The sequence below is a fragment of the Streptomyces sp. HUAS MG91 genome, assembly GCF_040529335.1.
GTDB lineage: Bacteria > Actinomycetota > Actinomycetes > Streptomycetales > Streptomycetaceae > Streptomyces > Streptomyces tabacisoli.
Window position 1 is genome coordinate 8,414,725 of sequence record NZ_CP159534.1, and the last position, 26,994, is coordinate 8,441,718.

26 protein-coding genes and 2 pseudogenes are annotated in these 26,994 nt (G+C 69.8%); 14 read left to right on the forward strand and 14 right to left on the reverse strand.

Annotated features, from left to right (window positions below; all coding sequences use genetic code 11):
* Positions 1 to 54: 54 nt before the first annotated feature.
* The 5 genes from ABII15_RS38210 to ABII15_RS38230 all read right to left on the reverse strand — a co-directional run bounded on the left by ABII15_RS38210 (position 55) and on the right by ABII15_RS38230 (position 5,413).
* The gene (locus ABII15_RS38210) at positions 55 to 936 is read right to left on the reverse strand and encodes an STM4011 family radical SAM protein (protein WP_353946890.1); all 882 of its coding nucleotides are present in this window, start codon (positions 934 to 936) and stop codon (positions 55 to 57) included.
* Positions 937 to 944: 8 nt separating this feature from the next.
* Entirely contained in the window at positions 945 to 2,324 is a 1,380-nt protein-coding gene (locus ABII15_RS38215; protein WP_353946891.1) for an STM4012 family radical SAM protein, read from the reverse strand.
* Entirely contained in the window at positions 2,321 to 3,127 is an 807-nt protein-coding gene (locus tag ABII15_RS38220; RefSeq protein ID WP_353947323.1) for an STM4013/SEN3800 family hydrolase, read from the reverse strand. The genes ABII15_RS38215 and ABII15_RS38220 overlap by 4 nt, the downstream gene beginning before the upstream one ends.
* Before the next feature lie 88 nt (positions 3,128 to 3,215).
* On the reverse strand, positions 3,216 to 4,457 hold the full coding sequence (locus ABII15_RS38225) for an STM4014 family protein (protein ID WP_353946892.1): 1,242 nt from the start codon (positions 4,455 to 4,457) through the stop codon (positions 3,216 to 3,218).
* Complete coding sequence (locus tag ABII15_RS38230; RefSeq protein ID WP_353946893.1) at positions 4,454 to 5,413, reverse strand: STM4015 family protein; 960 nt, start codon at positions 5,411 to 5,413, stop codon at positions 4,454 to 4,456. The genes ABII15_RS38225 and ABII15_RS38230 overlap by 4 nt, the downstream gene beginning before the upstream one ends.
* A 174-nt stretch (positions 5,414 to 5,587) precedes the next feature.
* On the opposite strand from ABII15_RS38230, the gene ABII15_RS38235 reads away from it, so the two are divergent.
* Both ABII15_RS38235 and ABII15_RS38240 read left to right on the forward strand, forming a co-directional pair.
* Positions 5,588 to 5,914 (forward strand): hypothetical protein, encoded by a 327-nt coding sequence (locus ABII15_RS38235; protein WP_353946894.1) that lies wholly within the window; start codon positions 5,588 to 5,590, stop codon positions 5,912 to 5,914.
* 105 nt (positions 5,915 to 6,019) lie between these two features.
* On the forward strand, positions 6,020 to 7,126 hold the full coding sequence (locus ABII15_RS38240) for a DUF6745 domain-containing protein (protein WP_353947324.1): 1,107 nt from the start codon (positions 6,020 to 6,022) through the stop codon (positions 7,124 to 7,126).
* A gap of 159 nt (positions 7,127 to 7,285) precedes the next feature.
* On the opposite strand, the gene ABII15_RS38245 is transcribed toward ABII15_RS38240, so the two are convergent.
* Positions 7,286 to 7,930 (reverse strand): TetR/AcrR family transcriptional regulator, encoded by a 645-nt coding sequence (locus ABII15_RS38245; RefSeq protein ID WP_353946895.1) that lies wholly within the window; start codon positions 7,928 to 7,930, stop codon positions 7,286 to 7,288.
* A gap of 87 nt (positions 7,931 to 8,017) precedes the next feature.
* Between ABII15_RS38245 and ABII15_RS38250 the strand changes: the two genes are divergently transcribed.
* The 3 genes from ABII15_RS38250 to ABII15_RS38260 all read left to right on the forward strand — a co-directional run bounded on the left by ABII15_RS38250 (position 8,018) and on the right by ABII15_RS38260 (position 10,084).
* Entirely contained in the window at positions 8,018 to 8,977 is a 960-nt protein-coding gene (locus tag ABII15_RS38250) for an aldo/keto reductase (protein WP_353946896.1), read from the forward strand.
* Positions 8,978 to 9,119: 142 nt separating this feature from the next.
* The gene (locus tag ABII15_RS38255; protein ID WP_353946897.1) at positions 9,120 to 9,434 is read left to right on the forward strand and encodes a DUF2316 family protein; all 315 of its coding nucleotides are present in this window, start codon (positions 9,120 to 9,122) and stop codon (positions 9,432 to 9,434) included.
* 134 nt (positions 9,435 to 9,568) lie between these two features.
* Positions 9,569 to 10,084 carry a hypothetical protein gene (locus tag ABII15_RS38260; RefSeq protein WP_353946898.1) on the forward strand — a complete coding sequence of 172 codons (516 nt, stop codon included), beginning with the start codon at positions 9,569 to 9,571 and terminating at the stop codon, positions 10,082 to 10,084.
* A 144-nt stretch (positions 10,085 to 10,228) separates the two neighbouring features.
* On the opposite strand, the gene ABII15_RS38265 is transcribed toward ABII15_RS38260, so the two are convergent.
* The 3 genes from ABII15_RS38265 to ABII15_RS38275 form a co-directional block, all read right to left on the reverse strand.
* Complete coding sequence (locus tag ABII15_RS38265) at positions 10,229 to 10,846, reverse strand: HAD family phosphatase (protein ID WP_353946899.1); 618 nt, start codon at positions 10,844 to 10,846, stop codon at positions 10,229 to 10,231.
* 329 nt (positions 10,847 to 11,175) lie between these two features.
* A complete protein-coding gene (locus ABII15_RS38270; RefSeq protein ID WP_353946900.1) occupies positions 11,176 to 13,362 on the reverse strand; it encodes a hypothetical protein in 2,187 nt (728 codons plus the stop codon).
* Between the two features lie 164 nt (positions 13,363 to 13,526).
* Positions 13,527 to 14,138 (reverse strand): TetR/AcrR family transcriptional regulator, encoded by a 612-nt coding sequence (locus tag ABII15_RS38275; RefSeq protein WP_353946901.1) that lies wholly within the window; start codon positions 14,136 to 14,138, stop codon positions 13,527 to 13,529.
* Between the two features lie 213 nt (positions 14,139 to 14,351).
* Here ABII15_RS38275 and ABII15_RS38280 point away from each other — a divergent pair, with 213 nt between their 5' ends.
* The 3 genes from ABII15_RS38280 (at position 14,352) to ABII15_RS38290 (ending at position 17,146) form a co-directional block, all read left to right on the forward strand.
* Positions 14,352 to 15,290 carry an alpha/beta hydrolase gene (locus ABII15_RS38280; RefSeq protein WP_353946902.1) on the forward strand — a complete coding sequence of 313 codons (939 nt, stop codon included), beginning with the start codon at positions 14,352 to 14,354 and terminating at the stop codon, positions 15,288 to 15,290.
* Positions 15,291 to 15,848: 558 nt separating this feature from the next.
* Positions 15,849 to 16,238: a hypothetical protein gene (locus ABII15_RS38285; protein ID WP_353946903.1), complete on the forward strand. Its 390-nt coding sequence runs from the start codon at positions 15,849 to 15,851 to the stop codon at positions 16,236 to 16,238.
* Between the two features lie 215 nt (positions 16,239 to 16,453).
* Positions 16,454 to 17,146, forward strand: coding sequence for an alpha/beta hydrolase (locus ABII15_RS38290; RefSeq protein ID WP_353946904.1), 693 nt, complete (start codon positions 16,454 to 16,456; stop codon positions 17,144 to 17,146).
* A 219-nt stretch (positions 17,147 to 17,365) separates the two neighbouring features.
* Here the strand turns inward: ABII15_RS38290 and ABII15_RS38295 are convergent, their stop codons facing one another.
* Positions 17,366 to 18,130: a hypothetical protein gene (locus ABII15_RS38295; protein WP_353946905.1), complete on the reverse strand. Its 765-nt coding sequence runs from the start codon at positions 18,128 to 18,130 to the stop codon at positions 17,366 to 17,368.
* A gap of 223 nt (positions 18,131 to 18,353) precedes the next feature.
* Positions 18,354 to 18,698 (reverse strand): annotated as a pseudogene (locus ABII15_RS38300) (hypothetical protein); the annotation flags it as partial.
* Positions 18,699 to 18,892: 194 nt separating this feature from the next.
* Between ABII15_RS38300 and ABII15_RS38305 the strand changes: the two are divergent.
* Entirely contained in the window at positions 18,893 to 19,381 is a 489-nt protein-coding gene (locus ABII15_RS38305; RefSeq protein WP_353946906.1) for a hypothetical protein, read from the forward strand.
* Between the two features lie 221 nt (positions 19,382 to 19,602).
* Positions 19,603 to 20,136 (forward strand): hypothetical protein, encoded by a 534-nt coding sequence (locus ABII15_RS38310; RefSeq protein ID WP_353946907.1) that lies wholly within the window; start codon positions 19,603 to 19,605, stop codon positions 20,134 to 20,136.
* 515 nt (positions 20,137 to 20,651) lie between these two features.
* Here ABII15_RS38310 and ABII15_RS38315 read toward each other — a convergent pair.
* Positions 20,652 to 21,275 (reverse strand): hypothetical protein, encoded by a 624-nt coding sequence (locus ABII15_RS38315; RefSeq protein WP_353946908.1) that lies wholly within the window; start codon positions 21,273 to 21,275, stop codon positions 20,652 to 20,654.
* An 845-nt stretch (positions 21,276 to 22,120) separates the two neighbouring features.
* Between ABII15_RS38315 and ABII15_RS38320 the strand changes: the two genes are divergently transcribed.
* The 3 genes and pseudogenes from ABII15_RS38320 to ABII15_RS38330 all read left to right on the forward strand — a co-directional run bounded on the left by ABII15_RS38320 (position 22,121) and on the right by ABII15_RS38330 (position 23,909).
* The gene (locus ABII15_RS38320; RefSeq protein WP_353946909.1) at positions 22,121 to 22,396 is read left to right on the forward strand and encodes a hypothetical protein; all 276 of its coding nucleotides are present in this window, start codon (positions 22,121 to 22,123) and stop codon (positions 22,394 to 22,396) included.
* Positions 22,397 to 22,439: 43 nt separating this feature from the next.
* Positions 22,440 to 23,204, forward strand: a pseudogene (locus ABII15_RS38325) (transposase family protein).
* A 168-nt stretch (positions 23,205 to 23,372) separates the two neighbouring features.
* On the forward strand, positions 23,373 to 23,909 hold the full coding sequence (locus tag ABII15_RS38330) for a hypothetical protein (protein WP_353946910.1): 537 nt from the start codon (positions 23,373 to 23,375) through the stop codon (positions 23,907 to 23,909).
* Positions 23,910 to 24,108: 199 nt separating this feature from the next.
* On the opposite strand, the gene ABII15_RS38335 is transcribed toward ABII15_RS38330, so the two are convergent.
* Entirely contained in the window at positions 24,109 to 25,095 is a 987-nt protein-coding gene (locus tag ABII15_RS38335; RefSeq protein ID WP_353946911.1) for an alpha/beta hydrolase, read from the reverse strand.
* 145 nt (positions 25,096 to 25,240) lie between these two features.
* Between ABII15_RS38335 and ABII15_RS38340 the strand changes: the two genes are divergently transcribed.
* Positions 25,241 to 25,870: a helix-turn-helix transcriptional regulator gene (locus tag ABII15_RS38340; RefSeq protein ID WP_353946912.1), complete on the forward strand. Its 630-nt coding sequence runs from the start codon at positions 25,241 to 25,243 to the stop codon at positions 25,868 to 25,870.
* Between the two features lie 460 nt (positions 25,871 to 26,330).
* Here the strand turns inward: ABII15_RS38340 and ABII15_RS38345 are convergent, their stop codons facing one another.
* Complete coding sequence (locus ABII15_RS38345; protein ID WP_353946913.1) at positions 26,331 to 26,993, reverse strand: hypothetical protein; 663 nt, start codon at positions 26,991 to 26,993, stop codon at positions 26,331 to 26,333.
* Position 26,994: the final 1 nt, after the last annotated feature.

Sequence of the window (26,994 nt, forward strand, 5' to 3'; positions counted from 1 at the left end):
GCGCGGCGGGACATCGGGCGACTGGTGGTGACGGAGTTTCGGCAACGCACACCATCAAGGCGGACCGGGAATCGGCGTCCTGACCGCGTGGACCGGCGCTGCGGGTATCCGCTCCAGGACTCCGCCCGCGAAGACGTCGTACAGCGGCAGCGTCTCCAGATGGACGTAGCCGATGTGACAGTCGCAGACCGTCAGCGGGCACGCCCGGGGCGCGAGCGCCGCCCGCCAGGAACCGTCGTACAGGTTGCCCAGCTCGGCGCGGACGAAGTGACAGCGGCGCACCGTGCCCTCGCCGTCCACCGAGACGACCGAGGAACCCGTCCGGCAGGGCAGCCCGGCCGAGCGGTGCGGGTGCCTGCTGTACGGGAAGAGGGGATCGACGGCCGTCCAGGCCGCGGCCTCCTCGTCCGTGTACGTACGGCCCTCCGCCGCGTTCACCCACAGGTACACCTCGGACGGCAGGGCCCTGCGCAGCGTGCGGGCCTGCTCCAAGTGCTCCGGGAACCCAACCACACCGACGCTGAACCGCACACCGCGCTCCGCCAGCTCCCGCGTCTTGCCGAGGAACCGCTCGTAGGGCGTCTGCCCCGGGTGGAACGTGCACCACAGGGCCAGCGTGTCCAGGTCGGCGTCGGCGAGCCACTCCGTGCGGCAGCTCAGATTGGTCTGGATGGCGACGCGCGCGACGTGCTCGTGGTGCGAGAGCTCGACCATCGCCCTGCGGTACCAGGATCGGACAAGCCCCTCGCCCCACGGTGTGAACAGGACGGACAGCCGGTCCTCGCGCTGCCCGGCCGCCCAGCCGGTGAACCGCTCCAGCGCCGCGCGGTCCGCCCGCAACTGCGCGGTCGAGTCGCGCCGCTTGGCGAACGGGCAGTACGGACAGTCGTAGTCGCACGAGGACAGCGGCCCCCGGTACAGCAGCGTCAGGTCCATCGGCCCGCTCACCTCGGCTCGTACGCGGCCATCGCGGCGCGCACCTCGGGGGAGAACAGTTCCGGCCCGAGCGCGTCCGAATGCGCCAGCCCCTCGGGTGTCAGCCGCAGCCGCGGCCCGTCCTCGCACGGCTCCAGCCAGCCGCGCGCGGCGAACGCGGCGAGCTCGGACGGAAAGTCGTCGAACGCACCCGAGCCGAACCGCGTCCGGTAGTCGTCCAACGGCATGCCCTCTGCCTGCAGCAGCGACTGCAGCAGATGCCGGCGGCGCGCCTCCCGCCCGTCGACGCGGCGCCCGTGCCGCGCCCGCGCGAACTCCTCGGAAGGGGTGGCCGTGTAGCCGTCGATGATCGCGCGGATCTCCCGCATGTCGACGGCGTACTCGAAGGAGTAGTGCAGCGACGAGGTGTACGAGCGTGCGCCGCAGCCCAGACCGATCATGCCGTCGGTCTGGCAGGCGTAGTCGTCCGGGCCCTGCGCGGGGGCGTCCGCACGCCGGAACATGCGCATCGACACCTGCTCGTAGCCGTGCTCCAGAAGATGGTCGCGGCCCTGGCGGTACAGGCGCAGCCGCTGCCCGTCCCATGCCTGGTCAGTGAGCGGGGCGGCGCTCCGGCCCAGGCCGGTCAGCGGCCGGACGTAGAGCGGGTAGAGGTACAGCTCCTCGGGGCGCCAGACGAGCGCCGCGTCCAGGGAGGTGCGCCAGCTCGCCGGGGTCTGGCCGTCGATGCCGTAGATCAGGTCGATGTTCAGCACCGGGATGTCCGTGTCCCGGATGCGGGAGAGTGCCGCCTCCACGTCCGCACGGCGCTGCGGCCGGACCGCGGCGCGGGCCTCCGCGTCGACGAAGCTCTGCACGCCGATGCTGAGCCGGGTCGTGCCGCGCTCGGCGAGGACCGCGAGCCGGTCCGCCGTGGCCGTCGCGGGCGAGGTCTCCACAGACAGCGGCACCGCCCGCAGGTCCGCTCCCGTGCGAAGCTCCGCGATGTCGCACAGCCGTACCAGCTCGTCCGCGTCGAGGAAGGTGGGAGTGCCGCCGCCGAACGCCGCGTTGGCGAACCGCACGTCCCGGCCGTCGCCGAGCGCCTCGCGCACCGCCACGGCCTGCCGCTCCAGGGCGTCCAGATAGCGGCCCGTCAGCTCGTCCGGAGCGCCGATGCGCGTGAACAGATTGCAGAAGCCGCAGCGGACCTCGCAGAACGGTATGTGGAGATAGAGCGAGAGCGCGCCCTTGGGCTCGTCGCGCCACAGGTCGCGCAGCGCGGGGCGCTCGGGCAGCGGCCGGTAGGCGGTCTTGTGCGGGTACGCGTAGACATAACTCTGGTACGGGCGCGGGGCGTCGGTGGGCGCGGCGTCGGCGCGTGCGGTCTCTTCGGCGGTGGTGGTCATGCGGTCGGCTCCAGGAAGAAGTGGGCGTAGGGCACGGTCCAGACCGCTTCGTGGCCGAGACGGTGGCCGGTGTAGCCGTCGTCCCCGTAGGTCGTGCCGTGGTCGGAGCAGACCATGGCGAAGCAGCGGCGGCGCGCGCTCATCGCCGCGAACAGCCGCCCCACGTGCCGGTCGATGTACTCCAGAGCGGCGGCATGGGTCCGACGGGTGTCGCCCGCCGCGCGCGTGGCGCCCGGCAGGTGGAACCAGTTGGGCTGGTGCAGCGCCGCAGCGTTCACGAACAGGAAAAGCCGCTGCTCGTGCGGAAGACCGGCGACGACCTGCTCCGCGCGCGCGACCTGCGCCTCGAACGATGTCGGCGAGGCGACGCCGAACTCCGGCTCCCAGTGGCTCTCCTGGAAGAGGCCCGGCAGAACGTTCCCCAGCGCGCCCTGCCGGTTGAAGAAGCCGACGCCACCGACGCACACCGTCCGGTATCCGGCCGCGGCCAGGCCCGACACCAGGTCCGGGGTGTCGAAGACGTAGGTGCGGCCCGCCGTGGACTCACTGCCCGCGAACCGTGCCGCGAACAGCCGCGGATGCGGGCCGGGCGTCGCCGGAGTCGGCAGGAAACCGGCGAACATCGCCTGGTGGGAGGCGTACGTGAAGCTGCCCGGCGCGTGCCGCTTCTCCCAGGTGCCGCCCGGCAGATGACGTGCCAGGTGGGGGATGCGGCCCGCCTCGGCCAGCTCGACCGCCACGTCGTACCGCAGTGTGTCGAGGGTGAGCAGCAGGAGGTCGTCGCGGCTCACCACCTCGTTCATGTCGGGCATCTCGGGTGTCTCGGAAATCTCGGCATCGGTCGTCGCGCCGCTCGTGGCGGACGGCGCAGTCGGCGGTGGCGAGGTGGTGTCAGGTGCGGGCATCGCGGGTCCTTGCAAGCGGGTGTGCGGCGGCAGCCGCCGGGTGCGGGGCGCCGAACGCGGCCGGGGCCCGCGCGGGGTGCGCGGCATCGGGGAAGTGGCGGAGCACGGCGGCGACCTGGGCCGCGTAGGTGTCCAGGCCCTCGGCGCCGCTGCCGGGCAGCCCGGTCAGGCGCGGCAGCAGATCGCCGAAGGCGTTGACCTCGCCGACGGTGAAGCGCCGCCAGCCCACCGACGGCAGCAGGTCGACGCCGACGCAGAGGGTGCGCGGGAAGCAGGCGGCCGCACGCTCGCACAGGTCGAGGGCGTGCGCCCAGGAGGCCCCCGCGGCCTGCCGGGCGGTGGCCCATTCGCCGCGCAGGCCGCCGAGATGGAGGTTGGTCAGAGGCGTCCGGCTGGTGCGCACGACGGCGTGCGTGGCGCGGCCGGCGACCACGACGACGCGCAGATCGGCCGCCCGTCCTTGCAGTGACGCCTTCGGCAGCCAGCGCTCGATGTGCAACCCGTCCGGAGCCAGCGCGTCCACGATCGCCGCGATGTCGGCCTCACGTGTGTAGCGCCGCACGCGCAGGGAGTTGTGCAGTGCGCCGTCCGCCGCCTCCACGGACGTCGTGGCGCGGATCCGGCCGGGACCCGCCGTCTCCAGGGCGAGCACTCCGGAGGCCGACGAGCCGTGCGCCGGCTTGACGAACACCCGGGGCATTCCGTGCTCCGCCATCAACGCCCGCACGTCGTCCCAGCCGGCGACCTCGGCGGTGTCGCCGGACGTGGGGGAGGCAGGGACGGCCACTCCCGCATCGGCGAGGACACGGTGACAGCGGCGCTTGTCGAAGAGCACGGCGACGTCGTCGGGATCGTCGAGCCGGACCCCGCCGTCGAGGGACCGTACGGCCGCCAGGAACCGTCGGTACCACCGGGCGCCGCCCTCGACCCGCGTCGGATCGGACACGTCCCGCAGGGCGCGCTCGACCTCCTCGTCCTCGCCCGCCGAGTCGATCCGCACGATCTCGTCGTCGGCGAACGAGGCGCCGCCGTCACGCAGTACGTCACGCCACGCGACCGTACGAGGCGCCGGCAGTCCCGCGTTTCGCACGGCGGCCGTGAACAGGTCCACCCGGCGATTGCCAGGATTGCCGACGACGGCGAGACGGAGAGGGGCGGGGTGCGGCACGGACGCGGCCCCGGTGTCCGGTGCGCCGTCCGGCCCCGCCGGTGTGGTCCGCCCGGTCATTCGCCGACCGAGACGTACCGCCACACGGTGTCCCCGTCCTGGTCCTCCTCCGCGCCGTCGGCGTCGAGGTCGACCTCCACGCCCGCGGGTACCAGGGAGTCCAGGATGCGCTGACGCAGGCCGTCGCTCAGGTAGTTGTGGCGCAGGTCGAGCTTGCTCAGGTGCGTGAGCGGCTGGCCCGCGAGGAGCGCGGTGGCGCCGTCGTCGGTGAGGACGCCCATCGACAGGTCGAGCGTGTCGAGCCGGGCCACCACCGGTGCGGCCGCCACGGCCGCCGTGATGTCGTCCTGGATCTCGCTGTTGCACAGGGCCAGGTGCTTCAGGGCCGGCAGCCGGCCGCCCGTCAGCAAGGGCTCGACGTCGGCGACCGCGGAGTCACCGCCGTAGTCCGACGTGCCCAGCCACAGGGTGAGCCGGGTCAGGGCGGGCAGCTCGCTCGCCGCGATGCCGCGCACCACCTCGGCGGGCAGACCGCCCGTCTCCACGGTGAGGGAGCGCAGCCGGTCGTGGCGCACCGCAGGGAACGCCAGGCTGGTCCCGCCGCGCACCGCGAACTCGGTCAGTTCCGGGAAGCCGTTCAGCAGCGGGGTGACGTCGCTCTGCGTGATCCAGGAGATCTCGCACTCCTCGAAGACCATGTCCCCCAGGAACAGCGCGCGCAGCGCCGTCAGCCGGTCCCGCGCCTCCAGCAGCGCACCGATGACCGGCCCCGACCCCTCCTCGTACGGGTCGCTCCACGAGCCGACGACGATCGCCTTGACGCCGCCGAGGTCCACGGCCTTGGCGAACCGGGCGAACGCCTCCGGCCACGACTCCTCGCTGTCGTACGACTCGACGGAGATCCGCCACGCGACGGCGTCAGCGGCGGGCAGCGCCGCCGCCTGCTCCGCGTCCGCCGCCGGGAAGTCGAAGGTGGGCAGGCCGTGCAGCTCCTGCAAGTGGTTTCCGATGGCCATGTCCGCCCCGTTCCCGATCTGTTCGCGCCGTCCGCGATCTCCGCTGGAACTGAAGTTGTACCAACCGGCACTGACAACGGCGGCCGCGGGGCGCCCGGGCGGCTGTTGTCAGACCCAACCTCTACCGTCGGCGACGACGCGGCCGCACTCGGCGGACCGCGGGACGGGAGAGCCATGTACCGGCAGGGAGACGTGCTGATCGTGCCGCTCGCGGAGGGCGCGGTGCCGGCGCACGTACGCGACGCCCAGGACGAGCCGCGGGACGCCCGCGGGCGGCTGGTGCTCGCACTGGGCGAGGTCACGGGCCACGCCCACGCGGTCGTCGGCCCCGGCCGACTGGTCCGCGAGCCGGGCCCGTTCGGCCCACTGCTGCTCCAACTGCCCGACGGCGGACGAGTGGTGCACGAGGAGCACGCGGCGATACCGCTGCCCAAGGGCTGGTTCCGGGTGATCCGGCAGCGCGAGTACGTGCCCGGTTCGGTGCGGATCGTGGCGGACTGACCGGACGGGACACGGCCGGGCGGGACAGGGACAGGGCGACGAGTGAGCGCGGACGGGGCGATGCGGGGGATGACCGACACGATGAAGGCACAGCACATGACGGCAATGGCGGAGACGGGCGTACCGGTCGGGGTGGGGATCCAGGAGGACTCGGGGAGCGCCGCGACGGATCTGGCGCACTGGCGAGCGGTCGCCGCCGCCACCGGACCCGCCGACCGGGAGACGGCCGAGGCAGGTGTGCGGCGCGCCTACCGCGATGCCGGTCTGACCGAGCCCGTACGCATCCTGTGGGCGGACTCGCCGCGCGCTGCCGTGACGCTGCTCGTACGGCTCGCTGGGGATGACGAACTGGGTTCATCTGTCAGGGACGTGGTGCGCAACGGGCCATGGGCCGAGGCCCGCGAGCGGCTGCACGCGCGGCTCGGCCCGAGCGGCTGGGGCGCGCACTGGAACGCCACGGGAGGCCGCCTGTGGAACACCACTCAGATGCTGGTCGACCGCATCAGAACGGGCGTCGTGGAGGACCTGGCCGCGCCGTCCCGCACGGTCGCGGGCGCACGGGACCGCAGGAGCGAGACGGCGATCCGGCTCATGCTCCTGGACGCGGTGTTCGGCCAGCACGAGGCCGCCTGGCTGAGCGCTTTCGGCTCGTCCGACACGGAGTCGGACTCGCGGCTGGACGGGTTGGCGCAGGTCGCAAGGTCGGCCGGCTGGTGGTGGCCGTACGAGCGGGTGGCCGTGGTGTGCGAGCGGCCCACGGAGCTGCACCGCGACGAGGCCGGCCGCCTCGACAGCGCCACCGGACCCGCCCTGGCCTTCCCTGATGGATTCGCGCTGCACGCCTGGCGCGGCATGCCGGTGCCCGCCGACTTCCTGGCCGGGCTCGCCGGGCTGACCCCGCAGCGCATCCGCGACGAGGAGAACGCGGAACTGCGCCGGGTGATGCTGGAGCACTTCGGCTACGACCGCTATCTGACGGAGTCCGGAGCGGAGCCCGTGCACCGGGACGCCACCGGCATCCTGTGGCGGGTCCAGCTCCCCGGCGACGAGGACGTGGTGATGGTCGAGGTCGTCAACTCCACTCCGGAGCCCGACGGGACGCACCGCACCTACTGGCTGCGCGTGCCGCCGCGCACGAGAACCGCACGTGAGGGCGTCGCCTGGACGTTCGGGCTCCAGGCCGACGCGTACGAGCCGCAGCGCGAGACGTGAGGGGCGGGCGGACGAGGGGGCGACAGATACGGGGAGGCCGGCACCCCACGCCGAGAGGATCGAGGCCGGGCAGCGTGCCGCCGGGGACGGCCGCGGCCGCGCGTTGAACCAGGCCGCGCGACCCTTGGTGAAGGACGCTCCCGGGTGGTCGCGGTGTCGTCACTCCGCCCGGGGACGCAGCGCGTCGACGATCAGGTCGAGCGCGCGACCGGTCTGCTCCGGTGAGCTGCCGGACGCTGCGGCCAGCGAGACGCCGAGGAGCAGAGTGGTCACGTCGTCCGGGTCGACGTCGCTGCGCAGGGTTCCGCCGCGGGCCCCCGCCGCGAGGAGTTCGCCGACCGCCGCGGCGATCCGCTCGCGGGTTGGACGGGTCGGCATGGTGGTCGGGGAGGGGCCGGAGCGCAGCATGTCGATCATGCCGTGCTTGGTCGCCGCGAACGCGGTGTAGCGGTCCAGCCATGCCCGTAGCGCCGGGACCGGGGGCAGCTCGTCGAGCAGCTCGGACGCGGCGGCGGCGAGTGCGTCGAGCTCGGCTGCGTAGACCGCTTCGACGAGCGCCTCCCGGGTCGGGAAGTGCCGGTAGAGCGTGCCGATGCCGACACCCGCCGCGCGCGCGACGGCGTCGAGGGTGACCGGGCCTTCGGCGGTGGCGCTGAACACGGACCGGGCCGCCGTGAGCAGCTTCTCGCGGTTGCGCCGCGCGTCGGAGCGGCCCGCCCGGCCCGTGCCGGCGGGGCGGCCCGTACGGGCGCCGGACGTGTCGCCCCCGGGAATGTCCGGTGCGGGCGGCTCGAGTGCGGTCAAAGCGGAGGCTCCTCCGGTTCGTGCTACGGTTGTTTTAACGGAGGCTCCTCCGTTTCACCTCGATCATCTCACGAGGACAGGACTCCCATGCCTTCTGCCAATCCTTCCCCCTCCGAGTCCGCGATCGACTCCCGGACCACGGCCTCCGGCGCCCCGCGCGCCGGAGGCGCCGGACGGTTCGCCGGGCGCACCGTCTCCCGCGTCGGCTTCGGTGCCATGCAGCTGCCCCGACTCGCAGACGACCGCAAGGCCGCCCTCGGCGTGCTGCGCCGCGCGGTCGAGCTCGGCGTGGACCACATCGACACCGCCCAGTTCTACGGCAACGGGTTCTCCAACGACCTGATCCGCGAGGCGATCCGCCCCGAGGACGACGTGCTCGTCGTCAGCAAGGTCGGCGCCACGCCCGACGACGGTCCCGTTCACCTCCGCCTTGCTCAGCGCCCCGAGGAACTGCGGGCCAGCGTCGAGGACAACCTCGCCAGCCTCGGCGTCGAGCAGGTCCCCGTGGTCAACCTGCGCCGCGCCGACCACGGTCCCGGCCTGCGCGCCGAGGGCGACCAGGACGTCGACCTCGACGACCAGCTCGCCGTCATGACCGCGCTGCGCGACGAGGGCAAAATCGGTGCCATCGGCCTGAGCAGCACCACCATCGACGTCCTGCGCCGATCGCTTCCGGCGGGCATCGTCTGCGTGCAGAACGCCTACAGCATCGTCTCCCGCGAGGACGAGGACATGGTCGAGCTGTGCCGCGCCGAGGGCATCGCCTGGGTGCCGTACTTCCCGCTCGGCAGCGCCTTCCCCGGCCTCCCGAAGGCGACCGAGGAGCCCGCAGTCCTCGCCGCCGCCGAGCGGCTGGACGCCTCGCCCGCGCAGATCGCCCTCGCCTGGCTGCTCCACCACACCCCCAACACGCTGCTCATCCCGGGCACCGCCGACGCCGACCATCTCGCGGCCAACGTCGCTGCGGGCGCGATCCGGCTCGACGAGGCGACCCTCGCCACCCTCGACGCGATCCCGTCCCGCACGGGCGACATCGAGATCCGCTGACGTCACGACCGGCCTTCCGGGCGACCTCTTCTCCGGAGCCCTTCGCCGGGCCGGGCCGTTCTTCAGGGACGGCCCCGCCCGGGACGACAGCACCCGGACGACAGAACCCGGGTGGCAGCACTCCACGGAACGGGAGCACCCCATGTCACTGAACGCCGAAGAACGTCGCCGTACAGGCACGGAACTCAGGAGCAACCTCGCCCTGACCGGTCTCACCGACCAGCAGGTCGCGGCCGACCTGGAGTGGACACAGGACCGGCTCACCAACACCCTCGACATCGAGGGCGCCGACCCCGTGGACGTGTGGCAACTGCGCGACTACCTCGCGCAGGCCGTCCGCGACGCGGGACGCGAACCCGTCCCGTTCACCGTCCTGACCGACCGGTCGAGGAAAATGGCCCGCGCCTGGTTCGGGCTGCGCACGGCGCCGCGACACGACTTCACGCCGACCGCCTGAGGCATGGGGGCGACAGCGGGCGGTCGCGCTCGGCTGACCCGGCCGCCAGGCGTGCTCGGCGGCGGCCCCGGATAGAGTCTGCCGTTGATCAAGGGGCCCGGACGTCGGGACCCTCGTACCAGGGTGGGGAAGCGATGAACGAGGCACCGGCCGGGACGACGTGGCAGCTGACGGACGACAAGGGCGGGAAGCTGGCGGGTCGCTGGTGGAAGTGGGCGCTGTCGGCGCCGAAGGAACTGAGCCCCGTACGGGACACGACCGGTGAGCACGCCGGGTGGAAGCAGCCGCGCGATTTGTGGTTCCTGGCGGGCACGTACGGCGGCAAGGTGGTGCGCACCTGCGAGATACCTGCCGGGCGCCCGCTCTTCTTCCCGGTGATCAACATGCAGCACACGCACAGCCATTCGGCGACGCCGCTGACCATTCCGGTGGCCGAGGCGACCGCTCACCTGAACGGGGTGGAGCTGGTCCTGTCGCAGTTCTCGGGCTCCTTCCGCACCGGGTTCACCCGGCGGCACGCCTGGGGCCTGTGGGGAGCGGTGGAGCCGCTGGTGCCCGGCCAGTACGTCCTGGAGATAAAGGCTGACACCGGCCAGGGCTTCTGGCTGGACACCACGTACCACCTGACGGTCGTGGAGAACCTCGGCTGAGGTTCAGCTCACGGGACTGGCACCAGATCGGCGTCTCGGCGAGTCAGGGCACAGCGCCCGGCCTGATCCGGTGTCAGTAGACCGCTCTCCGCGACTTGTTGGAGCCGCAGGATCGACAGGCCGGCTGAGATCCTGCGGCGGTGTTCAACGTGGGGAACCAGCTTCCAAATGAGCCGCGATCCGCACGATCGTCGTTGCGTTGTCCTCGAACAAATGCGCCTGCATGCCCGCCGCTTGGGCCGCATCGACGTTCACGGCGACATCATCGATGAAGAGACAGTTCTCCGGCCGCACTTTCAGGCTGTCGCATGCAGCCTCGAAAGCACGCAGATCCGGTTTCTCCATGCCGATCTCGTGCGAGTACACGATCTCCTCGACCAACTCGTCGAATTGATACAGCGCCGTCTCCCGCTCTCGGGCACCGACGAAGCTGTTGCTCAGGATGCCCAGCGTGCAACTGCCCCGCAGCCCCCGTACATAGGCGATGAGCTCCTCGTTCGGCGCTCCCAGGTATTCCGCCCAGAGATCAGCCATGAAACTTTCCACCTGAGGCGCGTCGAGCCCCAAGCGGGACGCTACCTCCCATCCCACGTCGTGCTCGCTGATATGGCCGATGCTTCCGGCGCGCCACACGTCACGCATGCGCTCATGCACAGTGCCCAGCGGCAGCGCCAGCCGCTCTTCCCACCGCTGCACCCACCCTGTTTCCGGCGTGATCTCCAGGACGCCGCCAATATCCAGAATGACGCAGGTCGCCGTCACTTGAACTCCCCTTCTTTGCCGTACCGGTTGGCAGGCGCACACCGCCCGCGCATGTGATCAATAGCGACACTGTCGTCTTTCCTGCCGCGGCAAGGTCAAGGCTCTTCGGAACCTTGTGGCAGCCCTGTTGCGAATCACCCCACGACTTCAGCAGTGAACGGGTGGGCCGACGGAACCAGTCTGTCGGCCCACCTTCACCTTTACCGGCGTGCGCAAGCTGCGCCATCGGCAGGCTCGCCGTATGAGCGAACAGCCGCCCCGCCGTCCTCCCACCGTCGGGTGGAAGGCATCGACGACCGACGAGAGTTCGCGGTGCCGGATGCGGACCCTCAGCTCCGGCGGCGGCGCTGCTTGCGGGAGATGGCGAACACGCCGGCGCAGATGGCGGCGAGCGCGGCTCCGAAGACGTACATCACGGTCGTCCCGGTGTCGGCGAGATGGCCTCCGCCGTTGTGATCCGGGTGACCGGCGGGCGGCACGCTTCGGGACGGCTCGCTGGTCGGCGTGGGTGACGGCTTCGGGGTCGAGGAGTCCGTCGGAGCGGGGGACCCGGTCGGGGACGGGCTGTCGGTCGGACTGGGAGAGGTCGTCGGCGACGGACTGTCGGTCGGCGACGACGAATCCGTGGGAGACGGCGAGTCCGTCGGGCTCGGTGAGTCGGTCGGGGACGGGGAATCGGTCGGGCTGGGGGAGTCCGTCGGCGACGGGGTGACCACCGGGACCTCGGTGGAGCAGGCGTCGGCGGCGGCTCGTCGCGCTGCGGAGGCCGCCGTGTCGGCGCAGCTGCCCCCTTCGGCGTCCGTGGTCACCACGTTGCGGAGCGTCCCGTCCCCGTCCGCCGGGTCGTGCACGGTGACGCTGTAGACGATCGTGACCGATTTGCCAGGATCGAGGTTCCCGGTCCAGTCGAGGTGGTCACCGGTACGCGTGACGGTTCCCGTGGAGGCCATGGCATCGTCGTTGTAGTCCGCGTCGTCCAGGACGCCGCTCAGATCGTCAGTGAGGTGTGCGGGCGTGTAGGGGCTGTTTCCGGTGTTCACCGCCTTCACCGTGTACGTCACCTTGTCGCCGGGCCCGGCCTTCGAGGGGGAGGCGGTCTTGTGCAGGCTCAGACGCGGATTCGGGGTGAACACCGGGGCCGTGGCACTGGACGGGTTCGAGGGGACCTCCGAGCCGCCGGGGCTGAGGCCCTGGGCGTTGGCTGTGTTCACGATCGTCCCGCGCGCGGCGTCGTCCTCGGTGACCACGTAGCTGCCGGTGCACACCATGGAGGCGTCCGGGCCGCCGGCCAGTCCGAGTGTGGTGCGCGGGCACGAGATGTCCTTGACCAGCGGGTCGGTCACCGTGACCGATGTCAGTTCCTCGGGGGAGGTGTTGGTGACCAGGAACTGGTAGGAGACGGTGTCGCCCACGTGGTACGGCGTGTGTGCCGGAGGCGGGGTGGATGCCACCGACTTGACCAGGTTGAGGCTGTCGAGACTGTCCACGGAACTGGCCTTCAGCCCCCGCAGCAAATGTGTGTCCGTGAGGCCGCCGGTCGATCCCGAGAAACCGAATTTGTAGGTCTTGGGCGCCGCGGTGGGCATCCGTCGGGTCAGTACCGTCTGGAAGCCCTTGCCGTCCTTGAAGTCGATCTCTACGGTCACCAGCGGCCGCAGCTCGGGGCTGACCGTCACCCGCGCGGTGCGCAGGGCCTGTTCGGGATCGTCGGTGGAGGCGCGCAGCGGTCCGGGCAGGTTCGAGGTGTACCCACCAGGCTTCGAGCTGTCCGGTACGAGCGTGCCGGCAAGGTAGCAGTATCCGTCCAGGTCCTGTCCGGGACCGCGCAGGACGACGGTGTCGGGCACGATGTTGAAGCCGTCGACGGGGGAGGCGTCCAACCCCGTACAGCCCATGCCTCGGTTCTCGGCGTCGTTGGCGTAGTTGCCGTAGGCGTCCAGGCCGACGCCGAGGTAGCCGCCGTCGACCCCGGGAGTCAGATTGCGCTGGGCGTAGCCGAGAGAACCGCCGTCCGCCCCTGCGGAGGTGAGGTCCACGGAGCCGTCGACCAGGAAGAAGCCGATGCCGTCCGCGCCGTTTCCGCCGTACTGGTACTGGTCGAACGTGACCTGAAGTCCGCCGTTGCCCGGCAGCGGCCGGTTGTAGAGCAGGCCACCGCGCCGGTAGTTGCCCTGGTCCGTCAGCTGCAGCCAGCCCGGCGTGCGGCCGGACTCGGGTACGGGCTGCGTCTGCTGTTCGGGGTCCGAGCAGGGCCCGGTGGCCGACTGGTCCGCCGGCGGCTCCTCCGACGCGCCCGTCAGGCACACCGTGTTCAGCGGAATGAACCCGGGGTCCATCACCGAGGTGCCGGTGAACGTCTCCTGCAGCAGGTCGGAGCCGCCGTCGGACGGGGCTGCGGCCAGCGAGGAGGCTGCGGGGAGGGTGGCCGCCACGGCGACCAACAGACATCCGGCGGCCGCGGCGCTCAGAGAGACCCGTCGCCTGACCGGACGCTCGCGATGTGTTCTTCTGCTCATTTTCTGACGGTATGAAAGTTTTTGCTACATCAAGTGTTGCGCGGGCGGAGTCCGTGCACGGTCACCGGGCTGCCGCAGCCCTGGTGACCCGTCCGGCCCAACATGCTCTGCCGTGCCTCCCGATTCGGCGGGTCGGCGAAGGCACGGCAGAGCGAGGCAACCGCTCAACTCTCCTGCGTGGCGGTCCGCTGTCCCGAGCGCCTGGTCTGCGACAGCGCGTCCACGGTCACGCCCACGATGGCCAGGAGCTGCGCCGGGCTCGCCCCGGCCCTGCTCATGACGGCGAGCGACTGATTTACAGCCGCCGCGTGTACGGCGAAGTCCTCGGCGTCCTGGTCGGCCAGTCGGCCGGCCTTCAGGGCGGCGCGCAGGCGCAGCCGCTGGAATCCGAGGGCCTGCTTGGCGTGCGCCGCGACGCTCGGGCTCAGCACCGGAATCGCCATGGCCGACTGGGCGATCAGGCATCCATCAGGGAGCTCGGGATCGGCGATGCGCTCGAGGGTGACGTCGAAGAACGCACGGACAGCGGCCACGGGCTCCGAGGCCGCACACGACAGGGCGGCGTCGTACTTCGCGCCATAGCGGGCGGCGTAGAGATCCAGGCAGCGCAGGAAGAGCGTGTCCTTGTCGCCGAGGGAGGAGTAGATGGAACTGCGGTTCAGGCCCGTTGCGCGCGACAGATCGCCCAATGACGTGTCGGCGTAGCCATCGCGCCAGAACTGGATCATCGCAGCGTCGAGCGCCGTGTCCATGTCGAACTGCTTCTTGCCTGCCACGCGGCACTTCCGATGCGTCGATGAGTCGGGCCGTGTCACGCACCATCCTATCTTGAACTGATCGGTTCAAGATGCGCTACTCTTCAAACGTGCTCGTGTCCAGCCGCGCTCATGACCAGACGTGCCGCGCTCACTTCGCGACCGCGCGCTCAACACACCACGCCGTCAGCCACACCGTCTCCACCCCACACCTGACACCGACGGAGGACCCCCGTGACCGGCCCAGCAGCCAGCACTCCACATGTCTCCGCGAGCAACCCCATCCGCGATCTGCCCCTGCAACATCTGGCCGGATTCACCCACCGCTGGGTCGACGCGGACGGCGTCCGCCTTCATGCCGTCGAAGGCGGACAGCCGAGCGGCCCGGCTGTGGTCCTGCTCGCCGGCTTCCCGCAAACCTGGTGGGCCTGGCGAAAGGTGATGCCCCACCTCGCGCACCGGTTCCACGTCATTGCGATCGACCTGCCAGGTCAGGGCCACTCCGAGCGCCCGGAGCGCGGTTACGACACGCACACGGTCGCCACACACGTCCACGCCGCCGTGCAGGCTCTCGGAGTGTCGACATACTCCCTGGTCGCCCACGACATCGGCGCCTGGGTCGCCTTCTCCCTCGCCCTCGACTTCGAGAGCCGGCTGCGCCGGGTCGCTCTGCTCGACGCCGGGATCCCCGGCATCACTCTTCCGGAGTCGATCCCCACCGACCCGGATCAAGCGTGGAAAACGTGGCACTTCGCGTTCCACAGCGTGCCCGAGCTGCCCGAGACGCTGCTTGCCGGCCGCGAACGCGAGTACGTCGGCTGGTTCCTGAAAGTGAAGGCCCTGTCTCCCGACACCTTCGACGACGCCGAGCTCGACCACTACGCGGCGGCCATCGCCGTCGACGGCGGCCTGCGTGCTTCCCTCGCGTACTACCGAAACGCCCCGGACTCGGCGCGCAGGAACCGCGAAGCGCTCAAGTCGCGGCATCTGACCGTGCCCATCCTCGGCATCTCCAGCAGCCACGGTTCCGTCCCTGACATGGCCGCCGCCATCAGTCCATGGGCCGAGAACACCACCGGAATCGTCGTGCCCGACGCCGGACACTTCATCCCCGACGAGCAGCCCGAAGCCGTCGCTGCGGCGCTGACGGACTTCGTCACCGACGACGAGTGACGGCCTGAATCGCCCCTCACGTGTGCGAGGTCTCCTTCCGCAACCTGAACCTGCGGAACAGGGATCGGATGGTCGACGTGTGAACGGACTCCGATGACGAGACGGAGGAGTCGATGTGCCGCAGATCGACGCGGTCGACGCAGTTGATGAGGAGCGTCGAACGTCTCCCGGTACGACAAAGGCGAGGCAGCACCAGAGTGCCGCCCCGCCTTCTCCGTCACCGCCGCTAGGACTGCGGACGGCTGCCGTGGTTCGCGCCGTTCTTGCGGCGGGCCTTCTTCTTGCGACGTCGCTTCGACGACATGTGTGCCTCCCAGGGGGTTGGTGCGGTCGTTCTCCCTGGGTGTCCCAGGCGAGCATTTGATCGCCTGCCCGGCAAAACGGGGTCGCATGGTGTGACCTGCGCCACCAACGCCTCGACCCTCATCCTTCACGGCGAGGGACGCCGGCCCGGCCCCCCGCTCCTGGTCGGCAAGGAGCCGATCGGAGAACCCAACAACAAGGGCCGTTGGCCTGATCGGCCATCCCGTCCGAGGCGACTGTCCATAGGCTCACCCCATGGCGGCAGATGATCTGAACGACAACGAACTGTGGCCCATCCCACCCGCGTGGATGATGGGGTGCGACACGTGCACGGTCCTGTACGGGCGCATGATCGACGCCCGCGAGGCCGTCGCGGAGGCGTCGCTGACGACATCGGGCCCCGTGGACATCGACCCTTTCGACTCGGGGCTGACGACGCAACTCGCTCTCGGCCAGCACCTGGCCCAGGCACACGGTCCGCTGCTCCCCGACTTCGATGCGAACTGCCCGGTGTGTGCGCAGCGAGAGCAGGATCTTCAGCGGACGACGGCGTCCGAGGGGTTCAGGACGTACGCGACGAGCGCTGCCGCCGAGCACAGGGCGCGGCATCTGATCGTCCCGCCCGAGATGACGCACCAGATCTGAGGACATGCCGACATGCCGAGCGTGCCGACATGCGGACAAGGCGAGCGTGATGATGTGAACCGCGCTATGTCCTGCCGTTGACGCAGGGTATCTACGCTGAAGCCCCTGATATCTCGCTCGCGGCCTACGCCAATTGTCAGAAGCGGTTTCAACCAACTCGCTCTAGCCTCAACGTGCCCGATGCACCAGTCATCACCGGCAAGAGGGGGAAGACCATGAGCGCAGTCTCGGAACCTCGCAACGTCGTTCTTGTGCACGGTGGGTTCGTCGACGGATCCGGCTGGCAGGCCGTGTACGAGCGGCTCGTCGCCGATGGCCACCGCGTGAGCGTGGTACAGAATCCGACGCTGTCCCTGGACGGCGATGCGACCGCTACGCGGCGGGTGATCGCGGCGCAGGACGGGCCGGTCGTCCTCGTGGGCCACTCCTACGGCGGTGCGGTCATCACCGAGGCCGGGCAGGACGACAAGGTCGCCGCGCTCGTCTACATCGCGGCGTTCGCGCCGGACAAGGGAGAATCCGTCGGCACCCTGATCGCCGACCCGCCGCCCGGCGCCCCGGTCCCGCCGATCCTCCCGCCCCAGGACGGCTTCCTCCTCCTGGACCCGCAGAAGTTCCCCGAGGCGTTCGCCGGCGACCTCCCCGTGGAACAGGCGCGGTTCATGGCCGACTCCCAAGTCCCCTGGGGCGTGGATGCCCTCAACGGCGCTGTCTCGCAGGCCGCTTGGCAGACCAAGCCGAGCTGGTATCTGGTGGCCACCGAGGACCACATGATCCCGCCTCCGGCGCAGCGGGCCATGGCCGAGCGGGCAGGAGCCACCGTCGCCGAGGTCGCGGCAAGCCACTCCGTCTACCTGTCCCAGCCCGACGCGGTGGCCGACCTCATCCGGCAGGCCCTCGCCTCCTGAACCCACCCGTCATCCCTTTGGTTCGGACGGCTTGCCCAGTACGGCGCGTGCCTTGCGTTCGACGAGCACGGGAACGAAGTCACGCACCGGCCGCCCGCCCGCCGTCGTCCCGAGCAGTCCCCGGAACGATGGCGAGGGATAGGCGCCCGGCGTACGGGCGATCAGCGGCTCATCGGCCGCACCACTCGCTGTGCAGCCGGAAGAGGTTGCTCAGCGAGTTCACTTCACCACGACGTTGTCCCCGGCGGAAGTCGATGGTCCGGTGGTGGTGTTGCCGTAGTACACCCAGCGCCACGTGCCCGCCTTGGATGCCTTCACGGTCGTTTTGAGATTGCCCGAGCCGTTCGCGTACACCTTCTTCACCGTGGTGTAGGAGGCGGCACCGGTGGGCTTGAACTGCAGGCTCACCAGACGGCCTTCGTATGAGGCGTACTTCCTGGTTTCCCAGTTGGCCCGCGTGACCTTTCCGGTCACGGTGATGGTCTTGCCCTTGGACACCGGTTCGGGCGAGGCATTGACGGTCAGGCGGGAGTTGCGCTTGACGTAGGCCGTGAGGCCCTCGTCATCGGTGTCACCGCCGCCGCCCTCGAAGTACACCTCGGCCGCGACCTTCCAGGCTCCGGCCTCGCTGTTGCGCATGTCCCATTCGCTCGGGTCGAAGAACATCGTCTCCTTGATATCGCAGACGCCCGGGCTCACCTTGATGCAGTCGCTCGAGTCGATGGCGTGCCACAGCCGGTCACCCGTATTGCCGCGGTACAGGAACACCGCCGGCCACTTCCACTTGTGGGTGGTCGCCATACGGAAAGAGGTGGGCGCCGCGACCTCGTTGGACACCCCGATCACGATCGGCTTTCCGCCGTTCACCTGGACACGGGTGAACGAGACCCCGCCCTCGGCCGCCCCGGCCGGCACCGCGGCCACGGCCGTGAACACCACCGCCGCGCCACCGGTCACGACAGCTCTGAAGACTTTCTTCCCCACCTGATCCCCGATCTCTGTACTGGGAAGGCACTGGAGGCTCTTCCTCCGGCGCCTTTCAGACAGCCTGGATCCACCTCGGGTTGTACATCCGTGGATCACGAACGAGCATCAGTCGGACGATCCCATGGACCAGGTACCGGCCCCGCACGCGCACAACTGCCCTAGACCGAACGGCGCCTCGCGCCTGCGGGGATGGTCCCGAGTGGTCCGGGGCGGCCGCCCGTCAGACGATGACGGGGACAGTCTCGGAGCGCTTGGTGGAGCAGTTGGTGACGATGGGCTTGTCGACGGTGCCGGTCTCGGGGAGCTTGATCTCGGCCGGGTTCGGGTCGCCCTCGGTGATCGCGATGATGACGTTCTCGAACTCGACACCGCGGTTTTCCCTGGTGGTCTTGGGGCTGATGCCCGTATAGGCGACGGCGGAGCCGGAGAGCTCGATGGGGTCTTCGCCGCCCTGTCCGACAGGGGAGGCGACGCCACTGGCGTCGGAGCCGAAGGACACGCTGGGCGTGTTGATGTCCAGGTAGCAGGTGATGTTGGACTTGGCCTTGGCCCTGACGCCGACGACGCAAGGGTCGCGTCGATCTTCAGAAGATCCTGTACATGTCCGGGTTCTGTCTCAGCGACTTCGGTTCCGGGAAGGAGCGTTGAATCGCACGACGCGGGCGGCGGGAACCGGCCGGCGCGTTCCGGCGTCTCGAACGGGACGGTGCAGCCGTCGTACAGGCCCGGGGAACGTTCGAAGGCGGCGGTGGCGCAGGCATGTTCGTTCTGTTGATGTACGGCGCTCTGCTCGCCGTCCCGGTCTGGACCGTCGCCGTGCTGGTCAAGCTGGTCTCGGTCGTGTTGCCGGGCCGCCGACCGGACTGGGGCAGGGACCTGCTGCGCTGGTGCGCCGTCATGGCGGCTGCAGCGGCCGTGCTCGTATACGTGATTGGGCTCGGCTCGGTCCAGTGGGACTCCCACGAGGCGGAGTCCGGCGCAGACTCGGCCCCGGCCCTGCCCTGCCGCTCGCTCGACCCCGCCACGCTGGATCACCTCGCCGGGCACGAACCGTCTTACCTGCCGCTCGGCTTCCACTGCATCCTGAACGACGGGAGCGAGATCGCGGGCACTGGCGCCTACACCTGGTTGAACTCCGTCACTGTGGCGTTCGCCCTGGCGGCTGTGGTGCTGGCGCTCGCGGTGGGGTTCCTGGACGAGTTCCGGGCGCGCGCGGAACGGAGGACGGGCGGGGCTTCACCTACTTGATCCGGAGCAGTCCGCCCCCGCCGTGCTGCTTGCGATCGACGACAGCAGCGCGTAGCAGGCGGTGCACTGCGCCCCCTGACGCACCTCCTTTGGACACCACCTCTTGACGGCGGACCCCTCCCGTCCTGGCTGGGGCAGGCGCCCCACCGGCTTCGACAGCGAGATCCACAAGCGCCGCAACGAGTCCGAGCGCACCACCGCTGTAGTTCTAGAGTCTTCCCGTGGACGCCTACACATGGTTCGAGGTCGAGGGCCCCGAGGAATACGGCGAGGAGCCCTGGGACTTCAGCGAGGCTGAACTCGGCTTCCTCGCAGCTCTGCGAGTCCGGGCCGCTGGTTGGCGAGTGCCGTGGGCTCCCAGCCAGGTCGGACGGCCCGAGGACGAGTCGTCGTTGCTCGTCCATATCAGCGTTCTCGACGAGGTCCGCCGACTGGTACTCGGCGAGTGGGCCGTGCACTTCTACGGCACACACGTGTTGGCCGGGAAGGTCTGCGACCAGCTCTTCAACCTTCAGGAATCGCCCGAGTACGGATTCTTCCGGGCCTCCGGCACCGTCGAGGAACTTGCGGAACGGTGCGCCGGCTGGTTCGAGACCCTGTTGAGCCGACATGTCGTCCGCGTCGAATGGCCGTTGAGGGAAGGGAAGCATGCGACCCACTGGGAGTTCGCCGACACAGGCGAGGTCCTTGCGACGCGCTGGTCCATTCCCGCCGACGGCTCATCCCCGGCACACCGACTCCCGGTCCGTCCCTGATCCGCCGGACAAGCCCTTGGCCGTGAGCGCACGGCGCAACGGCCCGCGTTGATGAAGGGCGCACCCAACAGCAGGCGTCAGCTCACTCATCTTCGCATCGTAGTGCGGGAGTTGATCGATCAGCCTTGGATTTTGATGCCTTTGCTGGATCGTGGAGCTGAGCCGAGTTGCCCCTCGGCTCAGCGGGGCTGGACCCAGATACAGGTGGTCGTGATCAGAATGCTGCCCGCTGCGGTCGCGGCGCCGTGCGCCAGGCTCAGACCCGCCTCGCGGCGCAGTCGGCGAATACGGCGAAGCCAACGGCTGCGCGCGGACTCGTGTTTCCGCCTTCGTCTACCTGAGGGGTTCGAGGGCTCCGCCGTCGCCGTTTGCGACGACTGTCATCCGTTGTCCTGGACCGTCTGGGCCGCGAGGTCGTGGAGAACCCTAAGCTCAACTTCGGCCTGCCCGATGCCGTGATCACACCAGCCACACCAAGATCATTTCATCGTACGGCCTGAGAATTGAGCTGCCGTTTAGCTGCCGCTCAGAGGCGACTCCCACGTGGGATCATGCCGGGACCTTCTTGCTAGGTGGGCAAGCAGGTGCTCCGCTGTGGTGGCGGCCGTGTCTTGCGGCGCGCCGACCACAGTCAGGGCAGTGGTGAGCCTTGCCAGGACCGCCGTCGGCAGGTCCGAGTCCATGAGGTGCGGCAGGAGCAGCAAGAGGCGGGCGGCTGTGTCCTGGACGCCTTCGGCCGCGGAGTAAGGGTTGTCAGCGATGCGGACCAGTTCCTGCCATGTCAGGCCAGCCCCCGAGAAACCCGCCTCCCAGCTGGCGACCTGCTGGGCGTAGCTTCTGCCTGGATGGGTCAGGAGGTAGTCGGTGCCGTAGTCACCGACCAGGTTGCGGTAGATCACCACAGCTCCGAGACCATCCGTGGCCGGTACCCGGAAGGCGGGCCAGTGTTCGGGATCGAAGAGGACCTCGGACATGGCGTCGGTATCGGCGCCGTCATCGCCGAAGCACTCCGGAGACGGTGGCTCGCCACATGAACCGTCACTGCACAGCACCAGGAGGTGGTTCGACCAGAAGCCCAGGCGGGCCAGCAGCGACTCACCCGCCACCAGCGGGCCCTCGTCGTATCCCTTGATCAGCACTCCCGGATTCTGCCACCAGGTACTGACATGGCCCCGTCCGGGATAGGTACGGTGTGCCGCCCTGTTACGGGAAAGCCCTTAGCTCGCTGGGGCGCAGCGCGCCATCATCGACGGTCTGGTGGTGGTGTCCGGGTTTTGGGGCTGCGTCGGGCCGGGCTTTTTGTGGTGGTCCTGGGGTTGGTTTCTGGCGGGGTGCGCCGCGGGTGCGTGGGTGCCTGGGATTTGTGGCTGGTGGGTGTGCAAGTGCGGGTTGTCCGGTCTTGGACACCGGGGTGGTGATTGTCTTCCGCATCTGGGGTGCCGTGTGCGTGGGCCCCTGACGGCGGGGGCGGGTCCTTTGGGAGGAGTGTTAGGTCGCGTGTGAGGAAGTCTTGGGTGGGGGCTGTGGTGGGTTCGGTTGGGGTGTCGGCGGTGCCGGGGCAGGCTGTGTCGGGTGGGGTGGGGGTGTCGCCGATGGGGTTGGTGGTGGCGGGTGATCTGCACAATCCGCGTGGGGTGCGGGTGCAGGGGGATGGCTCGCTGCTGGTGGGGGAGGCGGGGAGCAGTTCGGCGTCGTGTGTGCCGCCGGTGGAGGCGGGCCGTAACCGGGGTCTGGGGTTCACGGGTTGGTTGTACCGGGTGGCGGGTGCGTCGAAGCGGCGTGTGGTGACGGGTCTGCCGTCGGAGCAGATCAATCAGAATTACGGGACGAGTGTGCTGACCCGGATGGCGGGTGTGGTCCAGGGCGAGTCGGCGGGCGAGGGTGGTTACCGGGTCAGTTACGGTCTGAGTGGTGTGCCGGCAGACCGGGTGGCGCTGGGTGCGGGCGGCGGGCCGCTGGGCACGCTGAGCACGTCCGGGGGCGGGTGCTGGGTGATCTGGCGCAGCACGAGCTGGTGCACAATCCGGATGCCGGGAATCCGGGGGTCAACGAGGTGTTCTCCAATCCGTGGGCGTTCGCCCGCGACGGTGCGGATTTCCTGGTGACGGATGCCGGTGCCAACGATCTGGTGCGGGTGCATCCGGACGGTACGACGGAGACGGTCTTCGCTTTTCCGACCAATACCCGCAGCAGTGAGCCTGTTCCAACCTGCGGGAGTGGCTTGCGCGTTGGCCTGACAGGGCGAAGAAGCCCCTGGTAGACGGGTTTTCGACCAAGTGAACCGGATCCACCAAGGGCTTCGCGTGCTTGTCTACCGCTGCGGCATCGACCTGTCCAGTTCCACGGTGCGCTTCCTGGCCGGCCGTCTGCGCTTGTGGCATCGACGGCAGGGCACGCGGTGGCGGCGCCTGCCGCCGGGCCGCCGGGCCCTGCTGGTCCTGGCCCACCTGCGCAAGGGCGATACCTACGCCCAGCTCGCCGCTGGGTTCGGCATCGGCACCGCCACGGCCTACCGCTACATACGCGCGGCGATCGCGGTCCTGTCCGTCCTCGCTCCGACGCTCCAGCAGGCTATGAGCGAGGCTCGGCGCAAGGCGTTCCTGATCCTGGACGGCACGCTCCTGCCGATCGGCCGGATCGCAGAGGGCCGCCGGTACTACTCCGGGAAACACAAACACCACGGAATGAACGTGCAGGTCAACGCCGATCCGCACGGCAAACTGCTGTGGGCCTCGCCCGCGCTGCCCGGTGCCACGCACGACCTGACCGCCGCCCGCACCCACGGGATCGTGGAGGCCCTGAGCACCACTGGGCTGACGGCCTGAGCCGATCGCGCGTACCAGGCGGCGGGGCGACACATGCGGGTGCCGATCCGCGGCCGGAAACCCAAGCGATGGCAGCGCCGCTACAACACCACCCACGCCAAGATCCGCTGCGTCGGCAAACAGGCCGTTGCCACGCTGAAGGGCTGGCGAATCCTCCGACAGATCCGATGCAGCACCAACCGGATCACCGACCTTGTCCGAGCCGTCCTCACCCTTCATCTGGCCAGGTCAACGCCAAGATGAAACGGGCTCAGTGACCAGCTCAGCCTTTTCGACGACGACGAAAACGACACCCCGCCCCCGCCCCACAACACCGGCGGCGGGGGCGGCGGGAGCAGGGACGCGTCGGCGGCCGGATACGTCGGAATCTGGGCCGACTGGGGCGACTTCGGGAAGTACGGCGCCGGCGGCATGAAAGGCGGCGCGGCCCTGGTCCTGGAACTCAGCAGGATCGTCTACCAGTCGGGCATCGCCTCCCCGATCGGCTCCCAGCGCGGCCAGAACGCCCGCCTGCGCTACCTCAACTCCCCGGCCGGCCGCGCCGAACTGCGCGCGCAAGGAGTCTCCGACCGCGCCATGCGCGACTGGTTCCGGGGCAAGTCCCGCCCCTCAAAAGCGAATCTGGCCCGCCTCGACGCCGCCTACTGGACGCGCCGTCGCGCGAACCTGATCCGCTCCGGCTGGCTCACGCGCCACCTCGACAACGCGGGCCGCGGACGGCAGATCGAGATCTACCCCGTCGACCAGAGCCACGTGGAGCACGGCCGCGAGCGCGACAACGTCACCGAACGCACCGCACACGTGCGCTACCTGTGGGGCGACATCGTCGACGCCTGGGCCGACCAGGACGACGGCCTCCTCGACGAACTGTGGGACGACATCATCTGCGACCTCGACTCCGACTACACCGCCTACGCCTACGTCTCCGCCATCGGCATCAGCGCATGACCACCCCGCCCGCACTCGCACCCGAGCCGGCCGACTGAGCCGGGGCACGATAGTCGTCACAGAGGCACGCGTGTTGTCACCGGCATAGTGGAGTACGTGCGGTGCGACTGCTCGGCATCACCGAGCAGACCGCCATGCCCTGCCTCGGTGCGGCCCCGCCCGAAACGCACCGCCAAACTGCCCGGGGCAGCCGCCAGGTTCAGTCCTGGACGGTGGCGAGCCAGCCGGTGAGCAGGCTGTTGACCTCGTCGGGGCGTTCCTGCTGGATCCAGTGGCCGCAGCCGTCCAGGAGGTGGGAGGCGGACAGGGCGGGGAGGGTGGTGGGGTAGGCGTCGATGGCGTCGGCCATCCAGGTGGTGGACGCGTCCAGGGCGCCGCCGATGAACAAGGCGGGCTGTTCGATCGGGGCGCCGCGATGAGGGGCGAGGTCTTCCCAGTCGCGATCCATGGCGCGGTAGCGGTTGAGGGCACCGGTCAGGCCGGTGCGCTCGAACTCCCCGGCGTAGACGTCGAGATCGTCCTCGCTCAACCAGGCCGGGAGCGGGCCGGCGGGGAAACGGTCGCGCAACTGCCCGCCGTGAGCGACGAAGTGCGGGTCGGGCTCACCCTCGGCCGGCATGGTGTCGCCGGACAGAGCCGCGTAGAAGCCCGCGAGCCAGCCCCGGACATCGGGCTCGATCTCCGCCTCGGCGCGGCCGGGCTCCTGGAAGTAGGAGACGTAGAACTCCTGCTCGGGGCCGCCGATCCGGCCGAAGACATCGGTGGGACGGGGACCGCCGGGCGGCGCGTACGGAACGCTCAACAAGCCGACCGCGCGGAAGACCCCGGGGTGCAGCAGAGCGGAGGCGGCGGCGATGTTGGAGCCCCAGTCGTGGCCGACGACCACCGCGCTCTCCTCGCCGAGGGCGCGCACGACGGCGACGTTGTCCTCCACCAGGTCGAGCATCCGGTAGGCGTCGGCCGTCTCCGGCTTGGAGGAGCGGCCGTAGCCGCGGACGTCGATCGCCACCGCCCGGTACCCGGCCGCGGCGAGGGCCGGGAGCTGGCGCCGCCAGGAGTACCAGAACTCGGGGAAGCCGTGCACGAGCAGGACCAGCGGGCCGCAACCCTGCTCGACCAGGTGCAGGCGCCCGGCCGGGGCCTGGACGATGCGGTGGTCGAGTACGGCGGTGAGTTCGGATCGCATGGGCGACTCCTCCTCGGTTCGCGGACGGCCGGCGAGTACCCACCGATCATGCGACGCGGCGGCCCCTCGACGCGATCACTGTTGCCATCCTGGCAAGGTTGCAGGAAAGAGCGGTGAAGCGGCACGGCAGGAAGGAACAGGGACGGTGACAGGTGACGAGGTGACCCGGACGACGGCGGCGATGGGGCCGCGGCTGCGGCTCGTGCGCGAGCGCCATGGCGTCACCCTCGCCGATGTCAGCCGGGCAACCGGCATCTCGCCCAGCACGCTGTCGCGGATCGAGACCGGCCGGCGCAAGCCCACCCTGGAAGTGGTACTCCGGCTGGCGCAGGAATACGGAGTCTCCCTGGACGAACTGGCCGGCACCGCACCCGCCCCTGCGGCCGCGCCCCCCGCCACGGCGCCGCTCAGCTTCGGCGACGACAAGGCGGTCGTGCCACTGACCCGCTACGTCGGCGGCCTGCACGCCCACAAACATGTCCTGCCCGCCGTTGCCGAGCCGCCCGGACGGCCCCGACAGGCGTCCCACGAGGGCTACGAGTGGCTGTGCGTCCTGTACGGGCGGTTGCGGCTCGCACTCGGCAGCCAGGACCTCGTCCTGACCGCCGGGGACGTCGTCGAATTCGACACCCGCACGCCCCACGCAGTCGCGAACGCCGGACCCGACGGACCGGTCGAGTATCTGATCATGTTCGGACCTCAGGGAGAACGCCCACGGCTGCGCACCCCTCCAGCAACTGGTCGCGGGACTGGTGACACAAAGGCCGCTGAATGAGCAGTTGTGACAAGCAGCCAGCAGTGAGACATCGCAGGTCAGCGGCCTGCTCGTTCGGCGCGGTCTCAGCGAACCTGGCAGGCGTGCACCGGGAGCTGTGACAACCGCAGATGAAGCGGCATGAGTCGCCGCGAGAAGCCGCAGGTCACATCTCGATCTCGGCGTATGCAGCGAAAACACGAGGCATTACAACACCCCGTCTTCACCGACCAGCCAGTGGGACCTTGGACTCCTGGCTCAACCGGCTCGCCGGTGAGCCGCTTTTGCGGGCGCTGGACGCGATCCAGATGCGATCGTTGAAGTCGGAATAACCGCCTCGAAGGTTGCTGTAATCGCCGATCATGAGCATTCCGAACGGTGGCCCGGTGGCGGTGCAGTTGGCGGTCTGGGCGAGGTGGTCGCGCCCCACTGGGTCCCGGGCGAAGGCGCTGGTGCGTCCTCGACTGCGAGTACGGCACGGTCAGGGCATGGGCAGGAGCACACCAGGAAGGCCACCGGCCCGGACCGTAGCCTCGTCGATGGACAGACCGCAGTAGCTGCCGACGGCGGTGAACACCGCCTCGGGCAGTCGCGGCCCGTGTTCCTCGTAGTACTCCACCACAGCAGCTTCGCCAACGTCCCCGATAGCGGGAAAGACCGCGCCCGCCGCGTGGAGCGCCGAGTCCAGGGCGGACGCTTCGCCGGTGTCCTGGCCGAACTCGGCCCGCCGCGCCCGCTCGTCACCCGGGACATGAAGGATCTGCGGCGGCGGGCTGAAACGGTTGACAGTCACACAGACGATCTCCTCGCCCGGCCGCGGCCGCATCGACTCCACTTTGCGCCATCCGGTGGACCACGACGCGGCCCCCCAGTCCTCCAGCACGTACACCCAGTCGCCGCACGTCCCGTACATGACTGGACTGACCGCGGGCGAGGGACGCCCAGAACCCCCCACCGGCACCTCAAGGTCCCTGTATGGGATGCGCGCAGCCAGCTCATCCACGTCCGCGCCCAGCGCGAGGAGGAATTCGTCAGGCTCAATACCGCTGGCCACCGTAAGCGAAATTCCACCGAGCATTCCCTGCACAGCCCCGGAAACAGGAGTGTGCTTATGCGCGCCTATCCAAGCAGTGCCGTCGGTCATC

Bases quoted from the DNA above. Each gene is read 5' to 3' on its own strand.
- ABII15_RS38210 (WP_353946890.1), bottom strand. From the start codon at position 936: ATGGACCTGACGCTGCTGTACCGGGGGCCGCTGTCCTCGTGCGACTAC.
- ABII15_RS38215 (WP_353946891.1), bottom strand. From the start codon at position 2,324: ATGACCACCACCGCCGAAGAGACCGCACGCGCCGACGCCGCGCCCACC.
- ABII15_RS38220 (WP_353947323.1), bottom strand. From the start codon at position 3,127: ATGAACGAGGTGGTGAGCCGCGACGACCTCCTGCTGCTCACCCTCGAC.
- ABII15_RS38225 (WP_353946892.1), bottom strand. From the start codon at position 4,457: ATGACCGGGCGGACCACACCGGCGGGGCCGGACGGCGCACCGGACACC.
- ABII15_RS38230 (WP_353946893.1), bottom strand. From the start codon at position 5,413: ATGGCCATCGGAAACCACTTGCAGGAGCTGCACGGCCTGCCCACCTTC.
- ABII15_RS38235 (WP_353946894.1), top strand. From the start codon at position 5,588: ATGTACCGGCAGGGAGACGTGCTGATCGTGCCGCTCGCGGAGGGCGCG.
- ABII15_RS38240 (WP_353947324.1), top strand. From the start codon at position 6,020: ATGGCGGAGACGGGCGTACCGGTCGGGGTGGGGATCCAGGAGGACTCG.
- ABII15_RS38250 (WP_353946896.1), top strand. From the start codon at position 8,018: ATGCCTTCTGCCAATCCTTCCCCCTCCGAGTCCGCGATCGACTCCCGG.
- ABII15_RS38255 (WP_353946897.1), top strand. From the start codon at position 9,120: ATGTCACTGAACGCCGAAGAACGTCGCCGTACAGGCACGGAACTCAGG.
- ABII15_RS38260 (WP_353946898.1), top strand. From the start codon at position 9,569: ATGAACGAGGCACCGGCCGGGACGACGTGGCAGCTGACGGACGACAAG.
- ABII15_RS38270 (WP_353946900.1), bottom strand. From the start codon at position 13,362: ATGAGCAGAAGAACACATCGCGAGCGTCCGGTCAGGCGACGGGTCTCT.
- ABII15_RS38285 (WP_353946903.1), top strand. From the start codon at position 15,849: ATGGCGGCAGATGATCTGAACGACAACGAACTGTGGCCCATCCCACCC.
- ABII15_RS38290 (WP_353946904.1), top strand. From the start codon at position 16,454: ATGAGCGCAGTCTCGGAACCTCGCAACGTCGTTCTTGTGCACGGTGGG.
- ABII15_RS38305 (WP_353946906.1), top strand. From the start codon at position 18,893: ATGTTCGTTCTGTTGATGTACGGCGCTCTGCTCGCCGTCCCGGTCTGG.
- ABII15_RS38330 (WP_353946910.1), top strand. From the start codon at position 23,373: ATGAAAGGCGGCGCGGCCCTGGTCCTGGAACTCAGCAGGATCGTCTAC.
- ABII15_RS38335 (WP_353946911.1), bottom strand. From the start codon at position 25,095: ATGCGATCCGAACTCACCGCCGTACTCGACCACCGCATCGTCCAGGCC.
- ABII15_RS38345 (WP_353946913.1), bottom strand. From the start codon at position 26,993: ATGACCGACGGCACTGCTTGGATAGGCGCGCATAAGCACACTCCTGTT.